10 protein-coding genes are annotated in these 24,368 nt (G+C 62.1%); 9 read left to right on the plus strand and 1 reads right to left on the minus strand.

Annotated features, from left to right (window positions below):
• Positions 1 to 11: 11 nt before the first annotated feature.
• On the minus strand, positions 12 to 13,253 hold the full coding sequence (locus ABNP46_RS11665; protein ID WP_349917947.1) for a retention module-containing protein: 13,242 nt from the start codon (positions 13,251 to 13,253) through the stop codon (positions 12 to 14).
• Between the two features lie 722 nt (positions 13,254 to 13,975).
• Here ABNP46_RS11665 and nrfA point away from each other — a divergent pair.
• The 9 genes from nrfA to ABNP46_RS11710 all read left to right on the plus strand — a co-directional run bounded on the left by nrfA (position 13,976) and on the right by ABNP46_RS11710 (position 24,339).
• Complete coding sequence (gene nrfA / locus ABNP46_RS11670) at positions 13,976 to 15,418, plus strand: ammonia-forming nitrite reductase cytochrome c552 subunit (protein ID WP_349917949.1); 1,443 nt, start codon at positions 13,976 to 13,978, stop codon at positions 15,416 to 15,418.
• 50 nt (positions 15,419 to 15,468) lie between these two features.
• Positions 15,469 to 16,056: a cytochrome c nitrite reductase pentaheme subunit gene (nrfB, locus tag ABNP46_RS11675; protein WP_349917950.1), complete on the plus strand. Its 588-nt coding sequence runs from the start codon at positions 15,469 to 15,471 to the stop codon at positions 16,054 to 16,056.
• Positions 16,053 to 16,730 carry a 4Fe-4S dicluster domain-containing protein gene (locus tag ABNP46_RS11680; RefSeq protein WP_349917952.1) on the plus strand — a complete coding sequence of 226 codons (678 nt, stop codon included), beginning with the start codon at positions 16,053 to 16,055 and terminating at the stop codon, positions 16,728 to 16,730. The genes nrfB and ABNP46_RS11680 overlap by 4 nt, the downstream gene beginning before the upstream one ends.
• A 90-nt stretch (positions 16,731 to 16,820) precedes the next feature.
• Positions 16,821 to 17,774, plus strand: coding sequence for a cytochrome c nitrite reductase subunit NrfD (gene nrfD, locus ABNP46_RS11685; protein ID WP_349917954.1), 954 nt, complete (start codon positions 16,821 to 16,823; stop codon positions 17,772 to 17,774).
• 138 nt (positions 17,775 to 17,912) lie between these two features.
• Complete coding sequence (gene nrfE / locus ABNP46_RS11690) at positions 17,913 to 19,886, plus strand: heme lyase NrfEFG subunit NrfE (protein ID WP_349917956.1); 1,974 nt, start codon at positions 17,913 to 17,915, stop codon at positions 19,884 to 19,886.
• A complete protein-coding gene (locus ABNP46_RS11695; protein WP_349917958.1) occupies positions 19,883 to 20,434 on the plus strand; it encodes a DsbE family thiol:disulfide interchange protein in 552 nt (183 codons plus the stop codon). The genes nrfE and ABNP46_RS11695 overlap by 4 nt, the downstream gene beginning before the upstream one ends.
• On the plus strand, positions 20,431 to 21,609 hold the full coding sequence (gene nrfF / locus ABNP46_RS11700) for a heme lyase NrfEFG subunit NrfF (protein WP_349917960.1): 1,179 nt from the start codon (positions 20,431 to 20,433) through the stop codon (positions 21,607 to 21,609). The genes ABNP46_RS11695 and nrfF overlap by 4 nt, the downstream gene beginning before the upstream one ends.
• Positions 21,610 to 21,894: 285 nt before the next feature.
• Positions 21,895 to 22,794 (plus strand): D-alanyl-D-alanine endopeptidase, encoded by a 900-nt coding sequence (pbpG, locus tag ABNP46_RS11705; protein WP_349917962.1) that lies wholly within the window; start codon positions 21,895 to 21,897, stop codon positions 22,792 to 22,794.
• Positions 22,795 to 23,085: 291 nt separating this feature from the next.
• Positions 23,086 to 24,339, plus strand: coding sequence for a D-amino acid dehydrogenase (locus ABNP46_RS11710; RefSeq protein WP_349917963.1), 1,254 nt, complete (start codon positions 23,086 to 23,088; stop codon positions 24,337 to 24,339).
• Positions 24,340 to 24,368 lie beyond the last annotated feature (29 nt).

Consider the following 24,368-nt stretch of genomic DNA (forward strand, 5'->3'; position numbering starts at 1 on the left):
TCGCCCGTCCATCAGGGGTGCTGGATGATCAGGCTGTGTTGATCCAGCATGGACTGCAGGATGTCGTGAGAGGAGGAGCCGCTCAGGTTCCAGCCGCTCAGGTCCACATCCTTCAGGGTGATCTGCTGGGTCACCTGCCCATCACCCGCCGGGGAGACCGACAGGTTGACGTCGCTGAGGCCGCCGCTGCCCGTGGTGACGGAGGCTGACAGGTGATTGAGCAGGCCATCCACGCTGCTGTCCGTCACTCCCTTGAGCAGGTCGGCCAAGTCTATCTTGTCCCCCTGGCCCGGCTGGAAGTCGGTGATGGTATCGATGGCCGGTTGCCCCGCCGTTCCCGCATCGCCATTGCCCCACACGAAGTGGTCGCTGCCACCGCCACCGGTCAGGATATCGTTGCCCTGACCCCCGCGCAGCACGTCATCCCCCAGGCCACCCAGGATACGGTCATCACCGTTTGAGCCAAACAGCCAGTCCGCGCTGTCTGTCCCCGTCAGGGTGTTGCCACTCTGGCTGTGGATGTTGAGGGTCTCCAGCGGCGAGCTGAGGGTGGTGCCCCCTGCGCTCGATTCCGCGCTCAGGGTCAGGGCATGATCCCCCGCCGTCAGACCGCTCAGGTAGAGGGGGACCGACTGATCCATGGGCAGCAGCCAGTCACTGCCATCGGCATGACCCACGCTCTGACCGTGCTCGTCCACTACCTGGGCTCCGCCCAGATTCTGGATCCGCACCGACAGCTCGCCCGGCGCCGGGTTGACCACGCTGGCGCTGAGGTTGAGCGGGATCCAGCCTCCCTGCAGGGCATGAATGTCGTGGGCCCCGAGGCTGAGCTGGGGATCATCGGCTTCGGCCGTCACCGTGATGCCGACGTGGGAGGTATCCGTCAAGGCGCCGCCCGACCCGGTATTGCCCTGATCCGAGGTGGTGATGGTCAGGTTGTCCTGACCCCAGAAGTCCTTGGCCGGCTCATAGTGCAGCTGGCCATTGATCAGCGCGTTGAGATCCGCGAGGGAGCCCACCAGGGTGATCGCACTGGTCCCCGCCCCCTGCACCGAGACGGCGCCTGCCGCCCCCAGCAGGGTCAGCACCCCGTGCTCGACTCTCAGAGTCATGGACATGGGGGCGCTGCCGGCGTCCACGTCCTTGACGCTGATGCCGGAGAGAGGCAGAGCACCGTCTTCCTTCACCTGCATGGCGTCGGGCACCTGGTTGACCGGGGCATCGTTGACCGCTTCCACCTCGATGGGCAGCACGTCGGTGTCGCTCTGTGCGCCGCCGCTACCCGTGTTGCCGTTGTCGTTGGTCACCATGGTCAGGGCATCCTGACCATTGAAGTCCTGTTCGCCCTGATAGGTGACGCCGCCGTTTAGCAGTGCATTGATGGCATCCTGAGAGCCGGTCAGCACCAGGGAGCCGGTACCGCTGCCTACGACAGTCACCCCGCTGCCAGCCGCCAGCTCCAGGGTGCCGTGCAGGACAGACAGGGTGACGGTGAGGGAGCCACCGTCCGCATCCACATCGCTCACCTGCAAGCCGTGAATGACGAAGGGTTGCTCTTCCTGCGCCACCTGGGGATCGCTTGGCAAGACGTTGATCGGGGCATCGTTGACCGGCTGCACCTCGATGGGCAAGACATCGGTGTCGCTCAGCGCGCCACCGCTGCCGGTGTTGCCGTTATCGTTGGTGACCATGGTAAGGTTGTCGCTGTCGTGGTAATCCGGGTTGCCCTGATAGGTCAGACCGCCGTTCAGCAGCTTATTGATGGCATCCAGCGATCCGCTCAGCACCAAAGAGCCGGTGCCGTTGCCCACAACAGTCACTCCGCTGCCCGCCGGGATGTTGAGGGTGCCGTGTTCGACGGACAGGGTCACGCTCATGTCGCCGCTGCCCGCATCCACATCCTTGACCTGCAGGCCCTTGATGACGAAGGGTTGATCCTCCTGCGCCACCTGGGGATCCGTTGGCAGGACGTTGATGGGCGCATCGTTGACCGGGCTGATATCCACGTGAATGGTGCCGTTGACCTCGGGGCCGAGGGCACCGTTGTCGAGGCTCTGGGCCGTCACCTTGAGATCCAGGGCGCCGTTGGCGTCGTTGGTCACCAGCTCGATGGCATCGAGCTTGGTGCCATCCGTGGTCACTTCCCAGCGACCGTTGCCAAGATCCACCACAGTGCCGCTGACCCCGTTGGGCAGGCGTATTTCGGCACCGTCGGGGACCCCTTCGATGGTGACGCGCACCTGCTCCGGTTTGTTCTCATGCACGTTGCCGGCGCTGCCGCCGGTGGCCTGGGTATCCCGGGTCTCCAGCCCCAGGTTCAGGGTGATCACATCCCCCTCTGTGCCGCTCGCCTTGGTCTCGATGTCGGCGATGATGACATCCCCCACCGGGTTGACGGTGACGGTGAAGTTGCCACTGGTGCCGAGCGGGACGCTCAGACCATTGTCCAGGGTGTAGGCGGTCAGGGTGAGATCCACGCTGCCGCTGAAATCGGCCGGCGGGATCAGGGTCAGTTTGGAGAAGTCGGTCCCCACGGGGATCTGCCAGACGCCGTTGCCGTTGTTGACCGCAGGGGCAGAGAGGGTGAAGCCATCCGGTACGCCGGAGATCTGTATCCCGACTATCTGTTCGGATCCGTCGTTGTCGATAAGCTCGGCGCCGAAGCCCCCCAGGTTGACGCTGCCATCCTCATCACCCTGCACGTCGTGCACCGTGATCTTGGCAGGATCGTTGACCGGTTTGACTTCGAAGCCCACCTGACCGCTCCAGCTGCCGGTGTCCGTCCCCGTGGTCGCGGTGTCCAGAATGTCGACGGTCACATCGAGCGGCACCTGACCGCTGTAGTGTTGCTTGGGAATAAACACCAGATCCTTGAGGCCATTGGCATCCACCACCAGCGACTGGACGGGGTTGCCGCTGGCATCGAGGAAGTGGCCATACTTGGCATCGACGGTCACGGTTACCCGCTCCACCGTCTCGAGTCCCCCTTGGGCCACCGAGGGGCTGATGTCCGCCAATTTGACCGAGAGATCGAGATGGATTTCGGTGTCTTCCAGATTGTCCGGCTGACCGTCACCGTTCATATCCTTCACATCCAGCTGCAGGCTCGGCATGCCATCGGTGCCACCGTTGATATCCACCACTGGCTTCACATCGACACGAACTGTGCTGGAATCTGTCTTGATGTCACCACTTGAAGTATCAGTGTTGACCACTGTCACACTGATATTGAGGGATCCGGCAAAGTCATTGGGCAAGCCTAGAGTCAATCCTTCCAGTCCAGCCAGTGACGGCGGCACCTTGATCACATATTCGCCGGTTGAAATGTTGTATTCAGCGCCACTGATGGTGACACCATCAGGTAGACCTTTGAGGATAATAGTAACCTCATCGCTACCTTGATCTGCGGCCCCAATATGAATTGCCCCCTTGAGTTGGGCACCAAAATCAACCTGGATATCCTCTTTACCAGTCAGCACCGCATGGTCATCAATATCAACTGTTGCCGCTGGCGTCTTGTCCGTGACCGGGGTATTACCAAAATCGGCACTGGTTTCTAGGCTGACTTTGACATGCTCACTGGGGTCCCCATCCTCACTACGGTCCACCACCATGGCATCGATTCGAATTGGTTCTACCTTTCCAACAAAACCATCCGGTGCATGCAGTTGGAAGTTATTCAAATTACCCGCAGGTACGATCCAACTGCCATTACCATTGTTGATACCGCCGAGCACAACAAGCTGATCTCCCATACCACCATTGAGCACAGGCAAATTGATCACCAGATAGTCGATCTCTTCGAGGCTGGACAGATCGATATCGTGGGTAAATTCAAAACGACCGGAGAGATCAATATCACTCCCCCCATGGCCCACAAGATCGCCACCCGTTTGACTCAAGACGCCGTTCGGTTCCACTACCGCCTGGATATCCACATGCAGATTGCCGTCGATCACCTTGGTGGCCGTGGCGTTAGAATCCACATCGACTTGAGTCACGGTCACATGGCTCTGGATATTGGTGTCCTTGTCGCTGTCTTCCGGGGCCCGCACCAGCAGTTGGCCGCCGCTGAGCAGGCTCTGCAGATCCGCATCGCTCAAGTCCACGACACCGCCGTTCACGCTGAGCTGGGTTTCGACACCGCCCACCCGTATCCAGATCTCGTAGCCGGGCTCGATGCCGGAGAGGCTGAGGTGGGTCACCTGCTCGGCGCTGTCGCTCAGATCAGGCATCCAATCGAGCACCACAGGCTCATCCTCGAAGCCTTGGCTGGTCTTGTCATAGTTGCCGGCGTCGATCTCGGGCTCCACCTTGATGGTGAGGGGCACGTCGAAGCTCTTGTGATCCCCGTCGTTTTCCGTCACCACCACGTGGCCGATGAGGTGAATATCTTCGGTGCTGTTGGGCGGCGGCTGGATCTGCAGGTTGCCAAGATCCGACACATTGACCTGATAGACGGGCTTGCCGTTGGCATCCAGACCGGCGAAGGTCAGGGTCAGCTCGTTGCCATGGACATCGAATACCTTGGCCCCTTCCGGCAAGCCTTCCAGCACCAGGTTGAGGGTTTCGGAGTTGTCCAGCGGGGTGTCCACCTTTTCCCCCGACTCCAATCTGAAATCGAGGGGAGCACGGCCATCTTCCGCGATGGTGATGGTGTAGCCATTGCCTTCCGGCGTCCAGCCCGTGCTGTCCAGGTTGAAGTGCGGCTCATCCACCACACCCACCATGTCCACGTGCAGACTCTGGGAGCCCGTCTCCTTCTCGTTGACCACGGTATGGGTCTGGCCATTGGCATCGGTCAGGGTGGCCGTGTCCTTCACCACCCCCTTGATGGTGAGATCGAAGTCCACGTTGCTGTTTTTCGGCGGCTGCAGTTGCAGCTCATTGATGCGATCGTAGGGCACCTCGTAATAGCCGTTCGTTGCATTAACCTGTTCAGTACCAAGCCACAACGTGGCACCAGCGGGCAGGCCGCTGATGCGCACAAACATCTGCTCCGAGCCGTCCGCAGTGTCCCCCAGATGGCCCAGCACTATCTTGCTGCCCAGATCCAGCAGGGTGTCTTCCTTGCCCTGGATCTCGCGCACGGTCAGCTTGGCGTCATCCGCCTGCGGATTGACGTTGATCACCAGCTCTATGCTGTCGCCCAGCGCCTTCTCCTGGCCGCTCACCACGGGGGTCTTCTCGGTGCTGACCGGGGTGATGGAGAGCTTGATGTCGCCGCTGTAGTCCTTGCCAGGCACCACGGTGATCTTGTTGATGTCATCACCACTGACGGTATAAATGCCATTGCCATCCGGGGTGAGCGTCTTGCCATTGAGGGTCAGAGTACCCTGACCGGATTCCCACCTGATCTGGTAGCTCAGGGTTTCGGAGCCATCGGTATCGGTCACCGCCGCCTTGATATTGAGGGCGATGCCATTGCTGTCCTCGTCCGTGTTGTAGTGCTGGTGGGTATTGGTACTCTCCCAGACAGGCTTGTCGGCGATACCCTGCACCGTGATATCCAGGTTGCCGGAGAGCACAGGTGGATTGGCTCCCTCGGTGACCCCGACCTGCACCTGGACAGGGAAGCGCAGGGGATTGCCACCATCGTTGTAGCTCGAATAGTCGTGATCGGGGACAAAGGTCAGGCCCTGTGTCTGATAGTGCTCGTTGTCCGTGGTAACCATGGCGGCAGGCGGCACGATGAACCACTTGCCATCGGCCGTGGTGGTGAGCGCCACCCCGTTGTAGTAGAAGGTGCCGTGGGCGTTGGCGGGTGCCTGGATCAGGAATTGCTCAACATGCTCGCCACGGTCGTAGTCGCCGATATCGAGTTGCATGTTGATGGGGATGCCATGGGTCGGATCCCCCGCCCCCGCATCTTCATGACCGGTGACGGCGTTAACGGTGAGTTTGCCCGCCTCATCCTTGATGGTCAGAGTCAGGGTGCCATCATCGGTGTCCCCGTCCCCATCCACCAGATGGAACTCTATCTGCTGTACCAGGGTGTTGTTGCTGTGATCGACACCTGATTTTGCGGTGAAGGTGTAATTGCCCTCGGCATTGATCACCAGGGTGCCGATGACTTGTCCCGAGCCATCGGTGACCGCAATGCTGGTATTGCCGCTGGCGGCGATGGGATGCTCGGTGCCATTGATGGTGACCGACCTCACCACGGCGTCGTCCGCCCCTTCGTGGGCCGTGGTCAGCAGATCACCACTGACCCTGGCCCCTTCATTCAGGGTCTTGCTGGCATCCACCGCCACGGGGACATCGTCCTGCACACTGACGTGACCTATCACCTCGGCGCTGAGATCCCCGTCATGATCCAGGGCCTGCAATGGCAGCTGGATATCGAGCAGATCCTTGCCCTGGGCGCTGTGGTCCAGGTTGCCCGTGAGCTCGAAGGTATAGCGACCCGAGACATCCAGCGTCAGCTTGAAGATGAGCTTGCCTGCGCTGTCCTTGCCGAGATAGACGCCCGGCTGGGCATCTGCGCTGATGGTGACCGGCTTGCCGCCCGAGGTGAGCTGGTTGAGCGCATTGAAGCGCGCCACATCCAGCTGCAGGGCTGCAACCCTGTCACTGCCGGCATGAATGACCACCTGGCCCTGGGCAATCTCTCCCGTGCCTGCCGGGCTGGTACCGCCATGTTGGCCACTGCCGCCATTCAGATCCGACTCCTTGACGGTGACACTGCCGATGGACTCGATCACCGGATCGGCCGCATCAGTGATCACCGCTGTCGTGCTACCGGTCACCACTGAGCCGTCGCTGTCGGTCACCTGTACCGGCAGGGTCAGGTTCAGGTTGTCGCTCGCCCCGTGGTCCAGGTTGGTGTGTACCGTGATGTCGTAGCCAAGGTGCGCCTCGGTCTGGGCCTCGATGCGACCTGGTACGTTCGGCAGGGTCACCGTCAGCACCAGGGTGCCGCTTGCCGTCACCGCCTGGAAGCTGTGGCCGTTGCTGCCCGGCACTTCCTGCCAGGTGAGCGTCTCGCCGTTGTGGGTGATGGGGTTGCCGCTGGCATTGACTACCTGGCCAGAGAGGGTCAACCGCACATCCACCACGGGATCGGAATCCGCCTTGATGGTCAGGGTGCCGCTGGCATGCTGATCGTCGCCGGTCTGGTTGCTCGCGGCGCCATCGAAGCGCCCCTCAGACAGGGTCACCCCGGTGAGGCTCAGGGTCGGTTTGTCCCCTTCCGCGATGCTGATATTGAGGGTGCCACTGGTGCTGTCGTTGTTGCCAGCGCCCTTGTCGTGGTCCACCACGTTGATCTGGAACGGCAGCTCCTTGCTGGCCCCGTTACTCTGATCCACCCCTTGATACAGGGTCACCTTGTAATCGAAGCCATTGCTGGCGGCGTTGTTCAGGTTGCCGCTTATCTCGACCTGCAGCACTTCGACCCGCACGCCGTTGATTTCAACATAGCCTTTCAGGATCTGGTTGCCCGGGATCGTCGGATCCCCATCCACCAGCTCATAGATCACCGGCTTGCCGAGAGCGGTCAAGGCTGGCTGCTGGCTGATGTCGGCAAACGACACCTCCTGCACCCGATCAGACCCGGCGTTAATCTCGAAATGACCGGTACCGGTCAAGGTATTGCTGCCATCGAGCGCGCGCTCATCCAGATTGACTCCGGTGCCTGCCACGAAGCCAGGCGCGTTGCCATCCTTCACGGTGAGCGGCAAGTCGGTGGAGACGCTGTCCCCGTCCTTGTCGCTCAGGGTCACGGTGAGCGGCAGATCCAGTGACTCGCTGCCCTGGTGATCCAGCTCGGCGCTCAAGGTCACCTTGGCACTGACGCTCCAGTTGCCGTTGTTGTCTACCAGTTCCAGCTCGGCGCGCAGCACTTCACGGCCATCGGCGCTGGTCCCCACCAGGTCGCCATTGGCATCCAGGCTGAAGGTGACCGGGCTGCCGTGGCTGCTGTACTTGCCGTCAAGGCTCTGCTGGATGGCCGCGATATCGAACTTGAGGCTGCTCTGATCCAGGGCATCGGAGCCGTGGCTCACGGTGAAGCTCATATGGCTCACCAGCCCCGCATCACCCTGGTTGATCTCGGTCATGCTGGTGCCGGTCACGGCGCTGATCACCGGGTTGGCACCGTCGCCGATGGCGACGCTCAGGGTGGAGGAGACTTTGTCACCATCGCTGTCGGTGAGCGTGAAGCCCGCCTTGAGCAGGCTGTCGGCACTGCCCTGATCCAGCGGCTGGTTGAGGGTAAAGACGTAGTTGCCGTTTTGATCCAGGGTCAGGGTGAAGACATTCTGGCCGTTGACACTGCCGCTGATGCTGTTGCCGCTGATGCTGAGCACCACCGGCTGGCCACCGCTGGTGAGCCCCTGCAGGCCCGGCTGGTTGGCATCGAAGCTGATATTGACCAGGGGATCGGCGCCTGCGGTGATATTGAGCTGACCGGAAAGGCTCTGTGCCGCGCCCCAGTCGCTGTCTTCAGTGAGTGAAAGGGAGACGGTATCCACGCTCGGTAGAGCGCCATCCGTGATGGTGATGTTGAGGGTACCGAGGTTGCTGTGGTCACCGTCAAAGTCGGTACCCTGCACCTGCAGCCCCAGATTGACGCTGTTGCTGTCCACCGGCTGGTCCAGCACGCCGTCCAGTTGCAGGTGGTATTTTCCGTCCAGATCCAGGGTGACAGTCAAGATCACCTTGCCAGCGCTATCAGACAGGGTAATCACATTGCCATTGACCTGATAGGTAGTGGGTTTGCCGCCGCTGGTGAGGCCGTCGAGGCCAGGCTGGCTTGCCTCGAAATTGAGGGAGACCAGACGGTCGCTGCCCACATTGACCGGCAGCTGGCCATCCTGGGTCTGGCCTGATGCCCCTTCCTGCAGGCTGATGCCGCTGTCGATGCCCAGATCAGGGTTGTCGGAATCAGTGATCACAACGTTGGTGCTGCCGTTGATCACCGAGCCGTCGCTGTCGGTCACCTGTACCGGCAGGGTCAGGTTGAGGTTGTCGCTCGCCCCGTGGTCCAGGTTGGTGTGTACCGTGATGTCGTAACCAAGGTGCGCCTCGGTCTGGGCCTCGATGCGACCCGGCACGTTCGGCAGGGTCACCGTCAGCACCAGGGTGCCGCTTGCGGTCACCGCCTGGAAGCTGTGGCCGTTGCTGCCCGGCACTTCCTGCCAGGTCAGCGTCTCACCGTTGTGGGTGATGGGGTTGCCGCTGGCATCGACTACCTGGCCAGAGAGGGTCAACCGCACATCCACCACGGGATCGGAATCCGCCTTGATGGTCAGGGTGCCGCTTGCGTGTTGATCGTCGCCGGTCTGGTTGCTCGCGGCGCCATCGAAGCGACCCTCAGACAGGGTCACCCCGGTGAGGCTCAGGGTCGGTTTGTCCCCTTCCGCGATGGTGATATTGAGGGTGCCACTGGTGCTGTCGTTGTTGCCAGCCCCCTTGTCGTGGTCCACCACCTTGATCTGGAACGGCAGTTCCTTACTGGCCCCGTTACTCTGATCCACCCCCTGATACAGGGTCACCTTGTAATCGAAACCGTTGCTGGCGGCGTTGTTCAGGTTGCCGCTGATCTCCACCTGCAGCACCTCGACCCGCACGCCGTTGATTTCTACATAGCCTTTCAGGATCTGGTTGCCCGGGATCGTCGGATCCCCATCCACCAGCTCATAGATCACCGGCTTGCCAAGGGCGGTCAGCGCGGGCTGCTGACTGATGTCGGCAAACGACACCTCCTGCACCCGATCAGACCCGGCGTTAATCTCGAAATGACCGGTGCCAGTCAAGGTATTGCTGCCATCGAGCGCGCGCTCATCCAGATTGACTCCGGTACCTGCCACGAAGCCAGGCGCGTTGCCATCCTTCACGGTGAGCGGCAAGTCGGTGGAGACGCTGTCCCCGTCCTTGTCGCTCAGGGTCACAGTGAGCGGCAGATCCAGTGACTCGCTGCCCTGGTGATCCAGCTCGGCGCTCAAGGTCACCTTGGCACTGACGCTCCAGTTGCCATTGTTGTCCACCAGTTCCAGCTCGGCGCGCAGCACTTCGCGGCCATCGGCGCTGGTCCCCACCAGGTTGCCATTGGCATCCAGGCTGAAGGTGACCGGATTGCCGTGGCTGCTGTACTTGCCATCAAGGCTCTGTTGGATGGCTGCGATATCGAACTTGAGGCTACTCTGATCCAGGGCATCGGAGCCGTGGCTCACGGTGAAACTCATATGGCTCACCAGCCCCGCATCCCCCTGGTTGATCTCTTTCATCTCGGTGCCGGTCACGGCGCTGATCACCGGGTTGGCACCGTCGCCGATGGCGACGCTCAGGGTGGAGGAAACGGTGTCACCATCGCTGTCTGTGAGCGTGAAGCCCGCCTTGAGCAGGCTGTCGGCACTACCCTGATCCAGCGGCTGGTTGAGGGTAAAGGCGTAATTGCCGTTTTGATCCAGGGTCAGGGTGAAGACATTCTGACCGTTGACGCTGCCGCTGATGCTGTTGCCGCTGATGCTGATCACCACCGGCTGGCCACCACTGGTGAGCCCTTGCAGGCCCGGCTGGTTGGCATCGAAGCTGATATTGACCAGGGGATCGGCGCCTGCGGTGATATTGAGCTGACCGGAGAGGCTCTGTGCCGCGCCCCAGTCGCTGTCTTCCACCAGATGCAGGGAGACGGCGTCCACGCTCGGCAGAGCGCCATCCGTGATGGTGATGTTGAGGGTACCGAGGTTGCTGTGGTCACCGTCAAAGTCGGTGCCCTGCACCTGCAGCCCCAGATTGACGCTGTTGCTGTCCACCGGCTGGTCCAGCACGCCGTCCAGTTGCAGGTGGTATTTGCCGTCCAGATCCAGAGTAACAGTCAAAATCACCTTGCCAGCGCTATCGGACAGGGTGATCACATTGCCATTGACCTGATAGGTAGTGGGTTTACCGCCACTGGTGAGGCCATTGAGGCCAGGCTGGCTTGCCTCGAAATTAAGGGAGACCAGGCGATCGCTGCCCACACTGACTGGCAGTTGGCCGTCCAGGCTCTGGTTGGAGCCCCCTTCCTGCAGGTTGATGCCGGCGTCAGTGCCGAGGCTGGGATCTGTCCCGTCATGGATGGTTACCTGCAGATCGGCGCGGGTCTCATCCCCGTCTATCTCCTTGGCCGACACGCTGAGGCCGAGGGAGAGCGTATCGCTACCCTGGTGATCCAGCGGCCCCACCAGGGAGATGGTGACCTGGCCGTCGATGTCGCTACCCGATTGGGTAGCCGTCAGCTCGGCCTTGATCACCTCCACCCGATTGCCGTTGCCATCGAGGTAATAACCGGTGAGCAGGCGATCGCCGCTGAACTCGAAACTCAGCACATGGCCGTCACTGCTCATGCCGCTGCCATTGAGGCGAACGAGGGTATTGGCCTGATCCGCAAAGACGGCACTGCTCGCCACCAGGGGATCGGCCTGATGGCCAATCACGAAGTGGCTCTGCCCCACCACGGGCGCCTGTTCGTTGAAACCATCTTCGGTCAGGGAGACAGGGGGCAGCGTGAAGGCCGGTGGCGTGCTGTCCACCAGATTGACGTTGAGATTGGCATGCACCAGATCCCCGTCACTGTCGCGATATTCCAGTGAGAAAGGCAGATTCAGACTGTCCTGGCCGTGATCCAGGCTCTGGTTCCAGACGATGCGATAACTGCCGTCGTTGGCGAGGGTCAGGGTGAAGACGGTGGCGCCCCCCGCGCTGGCGATGAGGGTCTGACCATTTATCTGATAACTGAGGGCCGCACCATGGCTGCTGAGGCCAAGCTGCTGAAGGGCACTCTGATCGGCTGCGAAACTCACCTGCAGGTTGCCATCCAGCCCCGCCCCCGTATGCAGGGAACCGGTCGCGGTGATGGGGCCCTTGGCCAGGTCTCCCTCGGAGAGGGTCAACACATCGCTCTGGCCGATGAGAGGAGCCCCGTCTATCACCCGGTTGCCCGCGAGATCGGTCACCTCGGCCCTGACTTCATAGGGGCCGGTGATGCCCGTCAGATCCAGGCCGTTCAACTGCCAGCGGCCGTCACTGCCCACCATGGCGCTGCCGCTGTAGAGAGTCTGGCCATTCTGGCCGATGAGGGTGATGGTGACGCTCTGGCCCGCTTCCACCTCGGTGGTGGTGCCGCTCAGGGTGACGTTGTCATGGCCCAGGATAAGGTTGGTATCGAGATCATCGATATCGATGCTGGCCCGGGTATCGACGGTGACGGTCAGGTTGTCGCTGGCACGGTTGCCGGCAATGTCCACCGAGTCGACCCGAAAGTCATAGGCACCATCTGGCAGGGTATTGGGGATCTGGTATTGCCAGTTGCCATTGCCATCGACGACCAGCACCGCCACCACGTTGCCACCCAGACTCAGGGTTACGGTGGCGCCGGGTTCCCCCTTGCCTTGCAGGAGCGGCGTGGTGTCATGGGTCAAGTCGTCCACCTGGCTGGCGCCGGTGTCGCTTTCATCGGCCAGATCGAGTGTGATGGTGGTGATGGTATCGAGCAGGGTATGGCCCAGATCGCTGGCACGATTGCCGGCGGCATCCTGGGTATCGGCCTGTATGGTCAGGGGGCCGTCGGTCAGCTTGCCGGTCACATCGCCAAAATTGGCCTCCCAGACGAACCCGGGCAGCACCACTGTGGTGGTGGTGAGACGATTGCCATCCTGATCGATCAGGGTCACGGTCACCGTCTGGCCAACTTCCACATCCTGTACGGTGCCACGGATGATGACCCCGGCCGCCTCGTCCGCGTTGATGATGTTGTCGTCGGTTTGGGGTTCGGTGATGGTGATATAGGCCTGCTGATCCTGATCCTCCACGTAGGGCTCTTCATTGCCCTGGGGCTGGATCTGGTAATCGGTGTCAAAACCAGCCTCGGCCAGGGTGAATTCATTGTTGAGATCCACCACCACGAAGCCACCGGCACTGGAGCCCACGACCCCCCCGGCTGTCCCTGCCGCCGCATTGCCGGCGGCAGTCTCTTCGAACACGGCGGTCGGGTCGGCCCCTTCGCGAATGGCCTGCTGCAGGCTGGCCAGTTCAGGATCGACGGCCTGGGGATCCGGCTGTGCCTTGGCCAACTCGGCCTGATCGAGGTTCTCTCCGTCGGCGGGATCTCCCAGTTCGAAGCGGCCATTGCCTTCGGTCAACAGGCTTTCGCCGGGCTGGAGCTGCATGCCCACGGTGGCAGGACGAAGGGTGCCGTCGGCATCCATCACAAAGACCTTGCCCTCCAGATGATTGATGAGGGTCGGTTTTTCAATTCGCAGCTCAGCCATAACTTCATCTCCAACTCATGAGCACGGACTCTAAAGAATACAAATCCGTGGTGAATAGACGCCTATTTTACCCCTGTCCAGTCTGGAGAACCCTTCGGCATTTTCGAAAATATAGAAAGGAAATAGCGTTATTAGTCCTATTAAATGCAATGAAATCGTTACCACTCCGTTTAATCTACAAAAAAAGGACTCGAAGGGTAACGATTATAGCGTAGCGTAACCCTATTGACTCTATTGTTGCGACAAATAGCGTCCGAGAGACAGCCCATTAAATAATCGACACTTTATTTAAGCATCTAAAGTACGTCCGTTTTTTTCAAAATCAGCAATTGCATATCAATGCATTTCTCATTCAGTTAAAACAGGCTTATCTTGGCCTATCATCCCCTCGGTTGAGGAACGTTCTTCCTGAAAACTTTCCTTCAGTCACTGCCGACAGGCCCTGCCACCCATCGTCCGTAACCCATCGATAAAGATAGGAATCCAATCTGGATCCCATTTCTGTGCTTTCTCTTCCCTGTCAATTGATCTAGCGCAAGAGGGCACGTGATAAATCATCATCCATTTTACCCATTTGGTATTATTTCCGGGCTGAAAATGCATAAAAACCATTGTTTATACATCAATAACAATTAAACGGCCTGCCATGCCCATTTGGGTAGTGATGTCCACGCAACAAGATGGATCGGTCAGGCCCGGCAAGGACGTTTTATCTGGGAGTGATGACCGTGGGTTCAAATAACAACATGTTGAGGCAGGGCCTGGCGGCCTTGCTACTGACCGCTCTGCTCGGCGCCAGCGGCTCGGCACTGGCCGAAGAGACCGCCGCCAAGGGCAAGATAGAGGCGCGCAACGAGCTGTTCGCCAAGGATCATGGGGATCAGTTCAGCAGCTGGCAGGCCACCAGTGAGAGCAAGGAACGTACCGACGCCCTGGCCGAAGACCCCAACATGGTGGTGCTCTGGGCCGGTTACCCCTTCTCCAAGGATTACAACAAACCCCGTGGTCACGCCTATGCCCTGACCGACGTGCGGGAAACCCTGCGCACCGGCGCCCCCAAGAGCGCCGAAGACGGCCCCCTGCCCATGGCGTGCTGGAGCTGCAAGGGCCCGGATGTAGCCCGGGTTATCGATGAGAAGGGCGAAGATGGCTACTTCAAGGGGATGTGGGCCAAGGGCGGGCCGGAGATCGTCAACACCATTGGCTGCGCCGATTGCCATGACACCGCCTCCAAAGAGTTCAAGGAGGGCAAACCCGCCCTGCACCTCTCCCGTCCCTATGCGGACCGCGCCATGACCGCCATCGGCAAGCCGTTCAAGGAACAGGGTCGCTTCGATCAGCAGTCCCAGGTGTGCGGTCAATGTCACGTGGAGTACTACTTCAGCGGGCCCACCAAGGCGGTGAAATTCCCCTGGGACAAGGGCACCTCGGTCGAGCAGATGGAGGAGTATTATGACGAAATAGGCTTCGCCGACTGGACCCATGCCCTCTCCAAGACCCCCATGCTCAAGGCCCAGCACCCGGAATACGAGACCTGGCGCGCCGGTATTCACGGCCAGAACAATGTCGCCTGCGTCGACTGCCACATGCCCAAGGTGCAAAACGAACAGGGCAAGGTCTACACGGATCACAAGGTCGGCAACCCGTTCGATCGCTTCGAGCAGACCTGCCGCAACTGCCACACCCAGAGCAAGGAGATGCTGCAGGACATCGTTCACCAGCGTAAGGAAGCCGTGGTCGAGACCAAGCTGAAGGTCGAGAAGCAGCTGGTACACGCCCACTTCGAAGCCAAGGCGGCCTGGGATGCCGGCGCCACCGAAGCCGAAATGAAAGACATCCTGCAAGACATCCGTCACGCCCAGTGGCGCTGGGACTTCGCCATTGCCTCTCACGGGGTGCAGGCACACGCGCCGGAAGTGGCTCTGAAGATGCTCGGCAGCGCCCTGGACAAGGCCGCCGATGCACGCACCAAGCTCGCTCGCCTCCTGGCCGCCAAGGGGATCAGCCACGAAATCGCCATTCCTGACGTCTCCACCAAGGAGAAGGCCCAGGCCGCCCTTGGCATGGACATGAAACAGATGAATGCAGACAAGGCCCAGTTCCTCAAGACCACTGTACCCGCCTGGGATGCCGAGGCCAAAGCGGCCGGACGGCTCGCACAATGACGCGGACTGCGGGCCCGGACAACGGGCCCGCAGCTGGATGGAGGCTTCCTATGGGTGATTTAACGATGGATTTCTTACGACTGATGCTGATGGCAGCCATGCTGCTCACCAGCCTGCAGGGTCAGGCCGCCGAGGCCGCCGCCCCTGTGCCCGCCACCCACGAGGTGGAGTTCCTGCGCAGCGCCGACAAGGCCTGTACCGACTGCCACAAGGAGCAGACTGACGGCATGCACGGCAAGCATGCCAAGGCCACCAACCCCAACAACCTGGCCCCGGTCACCTGTACCAACTGTCACGGCCTCCCCTCTCCCCAGCACCGGGAAGGGGTCAAGGATGTGATGCGCTTCAAAGACAGCTTCAGCCAGCCGCTTGGCAAGGATGATTACCCCATCGCCGAGCAGAACAGCGTCTGCATGAGCTGTCATGAGCCCAAGCCCCTGCGCGAAGCGCTCTGGGCCCACGACGTGCACATGACCAAACTCAGCTGCACCAGTTGCCACCAGTTGCACCCGGCCAAGGAGCCCATGGCCGGCATCCCGGCGCAATCCCGGGTCAAGCTGTGCGTCGACTGTCACAGCAAGCAGCATGAAGCCAAGGCGGCCAACTCCGGGGCCGGCGTGAGCAAGGAGGCGCCATGAGCTGCTCTCGCCGTCAATTCATGGCGGGGATGAGCGCGGGCACCCTCATCATGATGACGGGTTCCCGCTCCCTTGCCAGCACCCTCGCCCACAGCCAGACCATCGATGGCGTGCGCTACGGCATGCTGCACGACGAAACCGCCTGCATCGGCTGCACCGCCTGCATGGATGCCTGCCGGGAGGTGAATCTGGTGCCGGAGGGGGTATCCCGCCTCGAGATCCTCCGCACCGGCCCCATCGGTGAATTTCCCGATGCGGACTACCACTTCTTTCGCAAGTCCTGTCAGCACTGCGACAACGCACCCTGTGTTCACGTCTGCCCGACCGGCGCCTCCCACCTTCGCGTGGAAGACGGCATCGTCGATGTGAACCCGGATCTCTGCGTCGGCTGCATGTATTGCCTGGCCGCCTGCCCCTACCAGGTCCGCTTCATCAACCCGGTCACCCGGGTGGCGGACAAGTGCGACTTCTGCCGCAAGACCAACCTGGCAGCAGGCAAGGAGCCGGCCTGCGTGGAATCCTGCCCCACCAAGGCACTGGTGTTCGGCAATCTGGACGATCCGGACAGCCCCATCGCCAAACGGCTGGTGAAGGAGACTACCTACCGCTACAAGCAGGCGCTCGGCACCTCGCCCAAGATGTATCGCGTGCCCAAAGGGGAGATAACGTCATGACCATGCAAACGGCATTTCACATCCCCTCCCTGAACTGGGGACGTGGCCCATCACCATCGGTGCCGGCAATGACAGCGGGAGGGGATCACCATGTGGCATGATGCATTTCACTTCCCTTCACTCGTGTGGGATTGGCCCATCGCCATCTACCTCTTTTTGCTCGGCATCTCGGCGGGGGCCACCACCCTCTCGGTACTGCTGCGCAGGAAGGGGGCCGGCAGCGAGAGCGGCATCATCAAGGCGACCGCCATCCTGGCCCCCGCGAGCGTCATCCTGGGCTTGCTGATCCTCATCTTCCACCTGGCCCGCCCCTGGACCTTCTGGAAGCTGATGTTCCACTACCAGTTCGACTCCGTCATGTCCATGGGGGTCATGCTGTTCCAGCTCTACATGGCGGTGCTGTTTGCCTGGCTGGCGGTGGTGTTTCGGGCCGATATCGAGACCCTGCGCGGGCGTTTCCTCAAGGAGAAGTTCGCCTTCGTGGACAGTCTTGTCGCCCTGCTGGCACGATGCGAGCGTCTGCTCGCCCCGCTGCTCCTGCTGCTGGCCGTGCTGCTTGGGGCCTACACCGGCTTCCTGCTCTCGGCGCTGAAGACCTACCCGCTCCTGAACAACCCCGTACTGCCGGTGTTGTTCCTGGTCTCCGGCATCAGCTCAGGGATCGCCGCCACCATCTTGCTGGCAGTGACGCTCTTCAAGGAGTCTCACCACAGCCAGGGGGTGAGCTTCGTGCACCGCTTCGAGCGACCCGTGCTCGCGGTGGAGATCCTGCTGCTAGTCTGCTTCTTCACCGGCCTCTATTTCGGAGGGGGTCAGAAGGAGGTGGCCATGTGGGCTGCCATTGGCAGCGGCTTCTGGGCCCAGGTGTTCTGGGTGGGCGTGGTGGGCATCGGCATGCTGTTGCCCCAGCTGCTCTCCCTGCTGACCCCGGCGCCACTGCGGGAACGCAACGGCCATCTGGTACTGGTGTGCAGCCTGACCCTGGTGGGCATATTGCTGCTGCGCTATTTCGTGCTCTACGCGGGCCAGATGACGGTGGTCTGAACCCGCCTTGCCAAACGCCAGCCGCCCTGCGGCTGGCGTTTGTTTGTGTGACTGAGCGAGATTCTGGTGATACCGCAGCGCCCGTCGGGTGCGAGTGCTGCGGCATCACATGAACGATTGATTGGAACTGGAGGTTGTGTGCTGGCGGAGCTCGGCTATCTCTCACTGCTGCTGGCAACGGCATTCTCTCTGCTGCAAGGCACATTACCCTGGCTCGGGCTCAGGCTCGCCTCCCCCACCCTGCTCGGCAGCGCCAGGCCGTTGGCGCTGCTCAATGCCGCCCTGCTGGCCGCCGCGCTGGTGCTGCTCGGGATCTGTTTTGCTGAGGACGACTTCACCCTGATCTATGTGGCGCAGCACGCCAACAGCGCCCTGCCGCTGGGTTTCAAACTCGCGGCAACCTGGGGCGGTCACGAGGGTTCCATGCTCTTCTTCGTGTTTGCGCTGGCACTCTGGGGGGCCCTGGTGGCCCTTGTCTCAAAGCGGGTAGCTCCCCTCATCCTGGCCCGGGTACTGGCCATCATGGGGCTCATCGTCGGCCTGCTGGGCCTCTACACCCTGCTCTTCTCCAGCCCCTTCGATCGCAGCTTCCCGGGCCCCCTGGAGGGGCGCGATCTCAATCCCATGCTGCAGGACATCGGCCTCATCATCCATCCGCCCCTGCTCTACCTCGGCTACGTGGGCTTTGCGGTCAACTTCGCCTTCGCCATGGCGGCGCTCCATTCGGGCAGGCTCGATGGTGCCGTGGCCCACTGGAGCCGCCCCTGGGCGCTGGGCTCCTGGGTCTTTCTCACCGCCGGCATCGCGCTCGGTTCCTGGTGGGCCTATTACGAGCTCGGCTGGGGAGGATGGTGGTTCTGGGATCCGGTGGAAAACGCCTCTCTGCTGCCCTGGCTGCTCGGTACCGCCCTGCTGCACGCCCTGATCGTCTGCGAGCAGCGCGGCGCCTACGGTCACGCCGTCTTGCTGCTCTCCATCTTCACCTTCTCCTTGAGCCTGCTCGGCACCTTCGTGGTGCGCTCGGGAGTGCTCACCTCGGTGCACGCCTTTGCGGTGGATCCGGATCGTGGCCTCACCCTGTTGCTGCTGCTTGGCCTGTTGCTCACCACCGCCCTGACCCTGTTTGCCCTGCGGGCGGACACCCGCGCCCCCTATGCCCGCTTCGGGCTGCGCTCCAAAGAGGGGCTGCTCGGCGCCGCCATCCTGCTGCTCGTCGTGGCCTGTGCCAGCGTGCTGCTCGGCACCTTCTACCCCATGGTATTCCAGTCCCTGCACCTGGGGTCGCTCTCGGTAGGGGCTCCCTACTTCAACACCATCTTCGTCCCTCTGGCCTTGGCACTGATGATGCTGATGACCCAGATCCCGCGCCTGCGCTGGCAACGGCTGGTAAAAACCTCCCGACTCAACACCCTGTTGTCCCCCTTGTTCGGTCTGCTGGGGGGCGGCCTGCTCAGCCTCTGCTACCGCGATCAGGGACCGCTCGGCTGGGGCGGGATCCTCGCCAACATGATCGCACTGTGGCTGCTGGCGAGCCTGCTGCTTTGCTTCCCATTCAGGACAGGACTCACCCACCCCGCTCGCCTCGGCAGCCTGCTGGCCCATCTCGGAGTGGCAGTGTGCGCCCTCGGCATCGCCCAGGTGAGCCACTTCAGCCAGGAAGGGGGGGCCGTGCTCAGTCCGGAGCACCCCTATCGCCTCGGCGCCTACGAGTTTCGTTACGAGGGGAGCGAGCCCCTGCTCGGCCCCAACTACACCGCCGAGCGCATCACCCTGAGCGTGCACAAGGGAGAAAAGGAAGTGGCCCGCCTGATGCCGGAGCGGCGCCACTACCGCGTGCGTACCATGAACATGAACGAGCCCGGCATCCAGTGGGGATTATTCGGGGATCTCTATGTGGTGCTCGGCGAGAAGATGGGGCCGGATGCCTACGCCATGCGCCTGCACCACAAGCCCCTGGTGCGCTGGATCTGGTTCGGCGGCCTGCTGATGATGGCGGGCGGGGCCCTGCGCCTGCTGGGGCGCCGCGCCATGCTTCCCCATCCTGTGGCGAGTACCAACCAGGCTGCGCCCCACGCAACTGTACCGCTGCATTCATCCCGGGAGCCCTCATGAACCGCCTGCGCCTCTTCATTCCACTGCTGCTGAGTCTCGCCCTCGGTACCCTGCTCTGGCTCGGTCTGGGGCAGGATCCCTATCGCCAAGACGATGCCACCCTGGGGCGAAGCCTGCCTGCCTGGCAGAGCGAGAACCTGCTGGGCGGCGCGGCCATTGATACCGCCAGTCTCAAGGGGGAGCCCTTCCTGCTCAACGTCTGGGCCAGCTGGTGCCCGGCCTGCCGCGCCGAACACGGCTTACTCAAGGAGCTGGCCAGCACAGTCCCCCTCTATGGCCTCAACTACCGGGACAAGGGGGATGCGGCCCGTGCCTGGCTTGCCCAGGCAGGCAACCCCTACCGCGCCGTGCTCGCCGATCCTGATGGCAAGCTGGCGCTGGAACTCGGGGTCTATGGCACCCCGGAGACCTATCTCTTCGCCGCCGACGGCACCCTGCTCAGCCGCCATACCGGGGAGCTCACCCGGGAGATCTGGCAGCGCCAGTTCCTGCCCCTGCTGAATCAGGCGCGCACGACCCCTCTGGCCCGTCAGGAGGGCAGACCATGAGAACCCTGGCGCTGCTGTCCCTGCTGCTCCCGTTGCTCCTTTCCCTTAGCCCGGCGGCCCGCGCCAGCGGAGTCGATACCTATCAGTTCAGTCACCCCGAACGTCAGAGCCGCGCCCAGGAGCTGGCCCGCGCCCTGCGCTGCCCCCAATGCCAGAACCAGAACCTGGTGGAATCCAACTCACCCATCGCCCGGGATCTGCGCCTCGAGGTCTACCGCTGGGTGGATGAGGGGCAGAGCGATGAGCAGGTGATCACCCGCATGACAGAGCGCTTCGGCGACTTCGTGCGCTACGATCCCCCCTTCAAGGTCAGTACCACCCTGCTCTGGGGCGGCCCCCTGCTGATCTTGCTGCTGGCCACGCATCGGCTGCGCCGCAGCTTCAAACACGCCAGCGCTTCCCGCTCCCCCTTGCAGGAAACCGAGACGCCATCCACCATCCCGGACTCCAGAGCTGCGCTGAATCGGCAGATCATGGCCGAGCAACAGGCAGGGATCCCTGACCATTCCCCTCTATATCAGGAACTGACCCAGGCCTGCCTGGCCAATGCCACTCCCCTTGCCGAGCGGCGCCTGCAGGCCAGAATAGCGAGCGCGGATCACCGCCGCCCCCTGCGCTGGCTCTGGTTGCTGCTGCCGCTCCTTATCGCCATCACCGGTTTTTATGCCAGCACGGGGCGCTATCAGGCCTGGCAGGCCCATCAATCCCGCCCCGATCCCCTGGCGGGGTTGAGCCCCCGGGACCTGCAGGACAAGGAGCTCGGCGCTCTGTACCAGCGCCTTCAGGTCAACCCGGCCGATCGCGATGGCTGGGCCGAGCTCGGCCAGCTCTATCTCTATCGGGACGATTACGACAACGCCTGGCTCGCCTATCAGCGTCTGGCACTGCTGGAAGGAGGTGCCAGCTCCGCTACCCAGGCCGCCCAGGCCACCGTTCTCTATTACCAGGCAGGTCAAGTGCTTACCCCTGAGGCACAGCGCCTGCTGGGGAGCGCACTCAAGCAGGACGCGGGGGAAGTGAGTGCCCTGATGTTGCTCGCCTCGGATCACTTCCTGCACGGCCGCTACGGCAAGGCCATCGCCCTGTGGCAACGGCTGCTGGACGAGGAGCGCCCCCGCATCAACCGGGCCGCGCTGATCCAGGCCATCCAGACCGCCCGCATCATGGGAGGATAATAGGCTGAGAGCTGTACGAAGCCATGGTATGACGTTCAGAGTGAAAACAGTGGCAAGGGCGGGCAATTACAGGCATAAAGTGCGCCACATGGTGTTCGTCCTGACAATATCGTTGGCCACGGCTCCCATATTTGGGGCGGGCATGACCAGTAGCCACCCCTGAGGTGATTGCAAGGTCGTTCACCTCATAAAATACAAATTTTGGAACTTTTGGCATTGTTAAGCGTCAGTTCCCGTCATATAACTTAGCCAAATAACCTCGTTGTCGTACGGTAGAGCCTCATCATGAACATGCGCCCTTTTCTCAATCTGCTGCTCGGTGCCTTCCTCCTTCCCGTCAGCATGCACAGTGTCCAAGCCGCTCCCAAAAGCACGTTTCTCGAACCCCGCAGCAATCTCGTTCTCAGCTCAGATGCCTTCGTGGTCGCCAATCCGCGCACCGGCGAGATCCTGTCCGAGCGCAACGCCAACCGGGTGATGCCGATTGCCTCCATCACCAAGCTGATGACGGCGCTGGTGGTGCTGGACGGCAACCAGCGCCTCAACGAGACCCTCACCGTCACCATGGATGACGTGGACAGACTCAAGGGCACGGGCTCTCGCCTCGCGGTCGGCTCGCGTCTGAGCCGGGCCGACATGCTGCACATCGCATTGATGTCATCGGAGAACCGCGCCGCCTCTGCCCTCGGTCGCCATTATCCGGGGGGGCGCCGCGCCTTTATCGAGGCGATGAACGCCAAGGCCCGCATGCTCGGCATGTGGAGTACCCATTTTTCTGACAGCACGGGGCTCAACCCCCACAACGTCTCCAGTGCCCACGATCTCGCCAAGCTGGTGGCGGCGGCCTCCACCTACCCCCTCATCCGCCAGTACACCTCCACCGATCAGCGCCTGATCCGCAACGGCAAGCGCCAGATGCACTATCGCAACTCCAACAGCCTGGTGCGCGAAGGGAGCTGGCCCATCCTGGTGTCCAAGACCGGTTATATCCGTGAGGCGGGTCGCTGCCTGGTGATGGAGACCAAGGTCAGCCAGGAGCCGGTGATCATGGTACTGCTCCATGCCGATACCCCGGGGGCGCGGGTGGCCGACGCCAAGCGTATCAGGAGCTGGCTGGAGAGCTCGGGGCGCATGAGCCTCACCGCCCAGTCCACCCCGCCCACCAAGCTCTTCTCGGCCCAATAAGCTCCATCTCCCCACAACCGCAGGCCACGCCTGCGGTTGTTGTTTTCAGCGCCCTCTCCCGCTCAGTGTTGGCATTGCGGATCCCGCCCTTTTTTTGCAGTCAAAAACGTCACCATATTGTCACCTCGCATCATCAAACACTGGTTTTATATGTTAATGCGGTGATAAATCACATTTTCATGGCAACGGATTTGCCGATCCCGCTGCCGGTGATAACGTGATGCCCATTGCCCGGCCTCAGGGCCTGGAAGACATAAATCCCGCACAGGCGGTCATGACAAGGATGATGTGATGAAGATAGTGGTAATGGGTGGGGGGGTCATCGGGGTGACCAGTGCCTGGTATCTGGCCAAGGCAGGCCATCAGGTCACCCTGCTGGAGCGACGAGGCGATGTGGCGCTCGAAACCAGTCATGCCAACGCGGGGCAGATCTCCCCGGGCTATGCCTCCCCCTGGGCCGCCCCCGGCATCCCCCTCAAGGCGGCAAAATGGATGCTGCAAAAACACGCCCCCTTCACGGTGCGTCCCACCTCGGACCCCTTCCAGATACGCTGGATGCTGCAGATGTTTGCCAACTGCACCCCGGCGGCCTATGCCACCAACAAGGGGCGCATGGTGCGCCTTGCCGAATACAGCCGCGACTGCATGAAAGGGCTGCGGGATGAACTGGCCCTCGACTACGAGGGGCGCCAGCTCGGCACCCTGCAGCTGTTTCGCAGCCAGGCCCAGCTCGACGCCAGCAAGCGCGACATCGAAGTACTGGCTGAATATGGCGTCCCCTACGAGGCGCTCGATGCCGCCGGCTGCGAGGGGGCCGAACCCGCCCTCGCTCGGGTACGTGGCAAGATAGTGGGCGGGCTGCGCCTGCCTGGGGACGAGACCGGTGACTGCTACCGCTTTACCAATGGCCTGGCGGCCGAAGCTCGCCGTCTGGGGGTGGAATTTGTCTTCGACTGCGCCATCGACGAGCTTGAACTGAGCGGGGGACGCGCCGTCGCCGTGCGCGCTGGTGAGCGGCGCTGGCAGGCCGATGCCATCGTCTGTGCCCTCGGCAGCTATGGCACCGGCTTCCTGCGCCCCCTCGGCCTCGCCCTGCCCGTCTATCCGGTCAAGGGGTACTCCCTCACCCTGCCGATGACAGATCCGGATGCATCCCCCCGCAGCACTGTGCTGGATGAAACCTACAAGGTGGCCATCACTCGCTTCGATGAGCGGATCCGGGTCGGCGGCATGGCCGAGCTCAGCGGCTTCAACCTCGCCCTCAACCCCAAACGCCACGACACCCTGGCCATGGTGGTGCGGGATCTCTTCCCCGAGGGCGGCGACATCGGCCATGCCGAGTTCTGGACCGGGCTGCGCCCCATGACGCCGGACGGCACCCCGCTGGTGGGGCCAAGCCCCATTCCCGGGCTCTGGCTCAACACCGGCCATGGCACCCTGGGCTGGACCATGGCGGCAGGCTCCGGCCAGCTGCTGGCGGATCTCATCTCGGGCGCTGACCCCGCCATCAGCGACGAGGGACTGACCCTGGCCCGCTACGGCTAGGAGCCGAGCCTAGCCTCAAGACAGAGAGG

The organism is Aeromonas veronii, assembly GCF_040215105.1.
Lineage (GTDB): Bacteria > Pseudomonadota > Gammaproteobacteria > Enterobacterales > Aeromonadaceae > Aeromonas > Aeromonas veronii_G.

Bases quoted from the DNA above. Each gene is read 5' to 3' on its own strand.
- ABNP46_RS11665 (WP_349917947.1), bottom strand. From the start codon at position 13,253: ATGGCTGAGCTGCGAATTGAAAAACCGACCCTCATCAATCATCTGGAG.
- nrfA (WP_349917949.1), top strand. From the start codon at position 13,976: ATGACCGTGGGTTCAAATAACAACATGTTGAGGCAGGGCCTGGCGGCC.
- nrfB (WP_349917950.1), top strand. From the start codon at position 15,469: ATGGGTGATTTAACGATGGATTTCTTACGACTGATGCTGATGGCAGCC.
- ABNP46_RS11680 (WP_349917952.1), top strand. From the start codon at position 16,053: ATGAGCTGCTCTCGCCGTCAATTCATGGCGGGGATGAGCGCGGGCACC.
- nrfD (WP_349917954.1), top strand. From the start codon at position 16,821: ATGTGGCATGATGCATTTCACTTCCCTTCACTCGTGTGGGATTGGCCC.
- ABNP46_RS11695 (WP_349917958.1), top strand. From the start codon at position 19,883: ATGAACCGCCTGCGCCTCTTCATTCCACTGCTGCTGAGTCTCGCCCTC.
- nrfF (WP_349917960.1), top strand. From the start codon at position 20,431: ATGAGAACCCTGGCGCTGCTGTCCCTGCTGCTCCCGTTGCTCCTTTCC.
- pbpG (WP_349917962.1), top strand. From the start codon at position 21,895: ATGAACATGCGCCCTTTTCTCAATCTGCTGCTCGGTGCCTTCCTCCTT.
- ABNP46_RS11710 (WP_349917963.1), top strand. From the start codon at position 23,086: ATGAAGATAGTGGTAATGGGTGGGGGGGTCATCGGGGTGACCAGTGCC.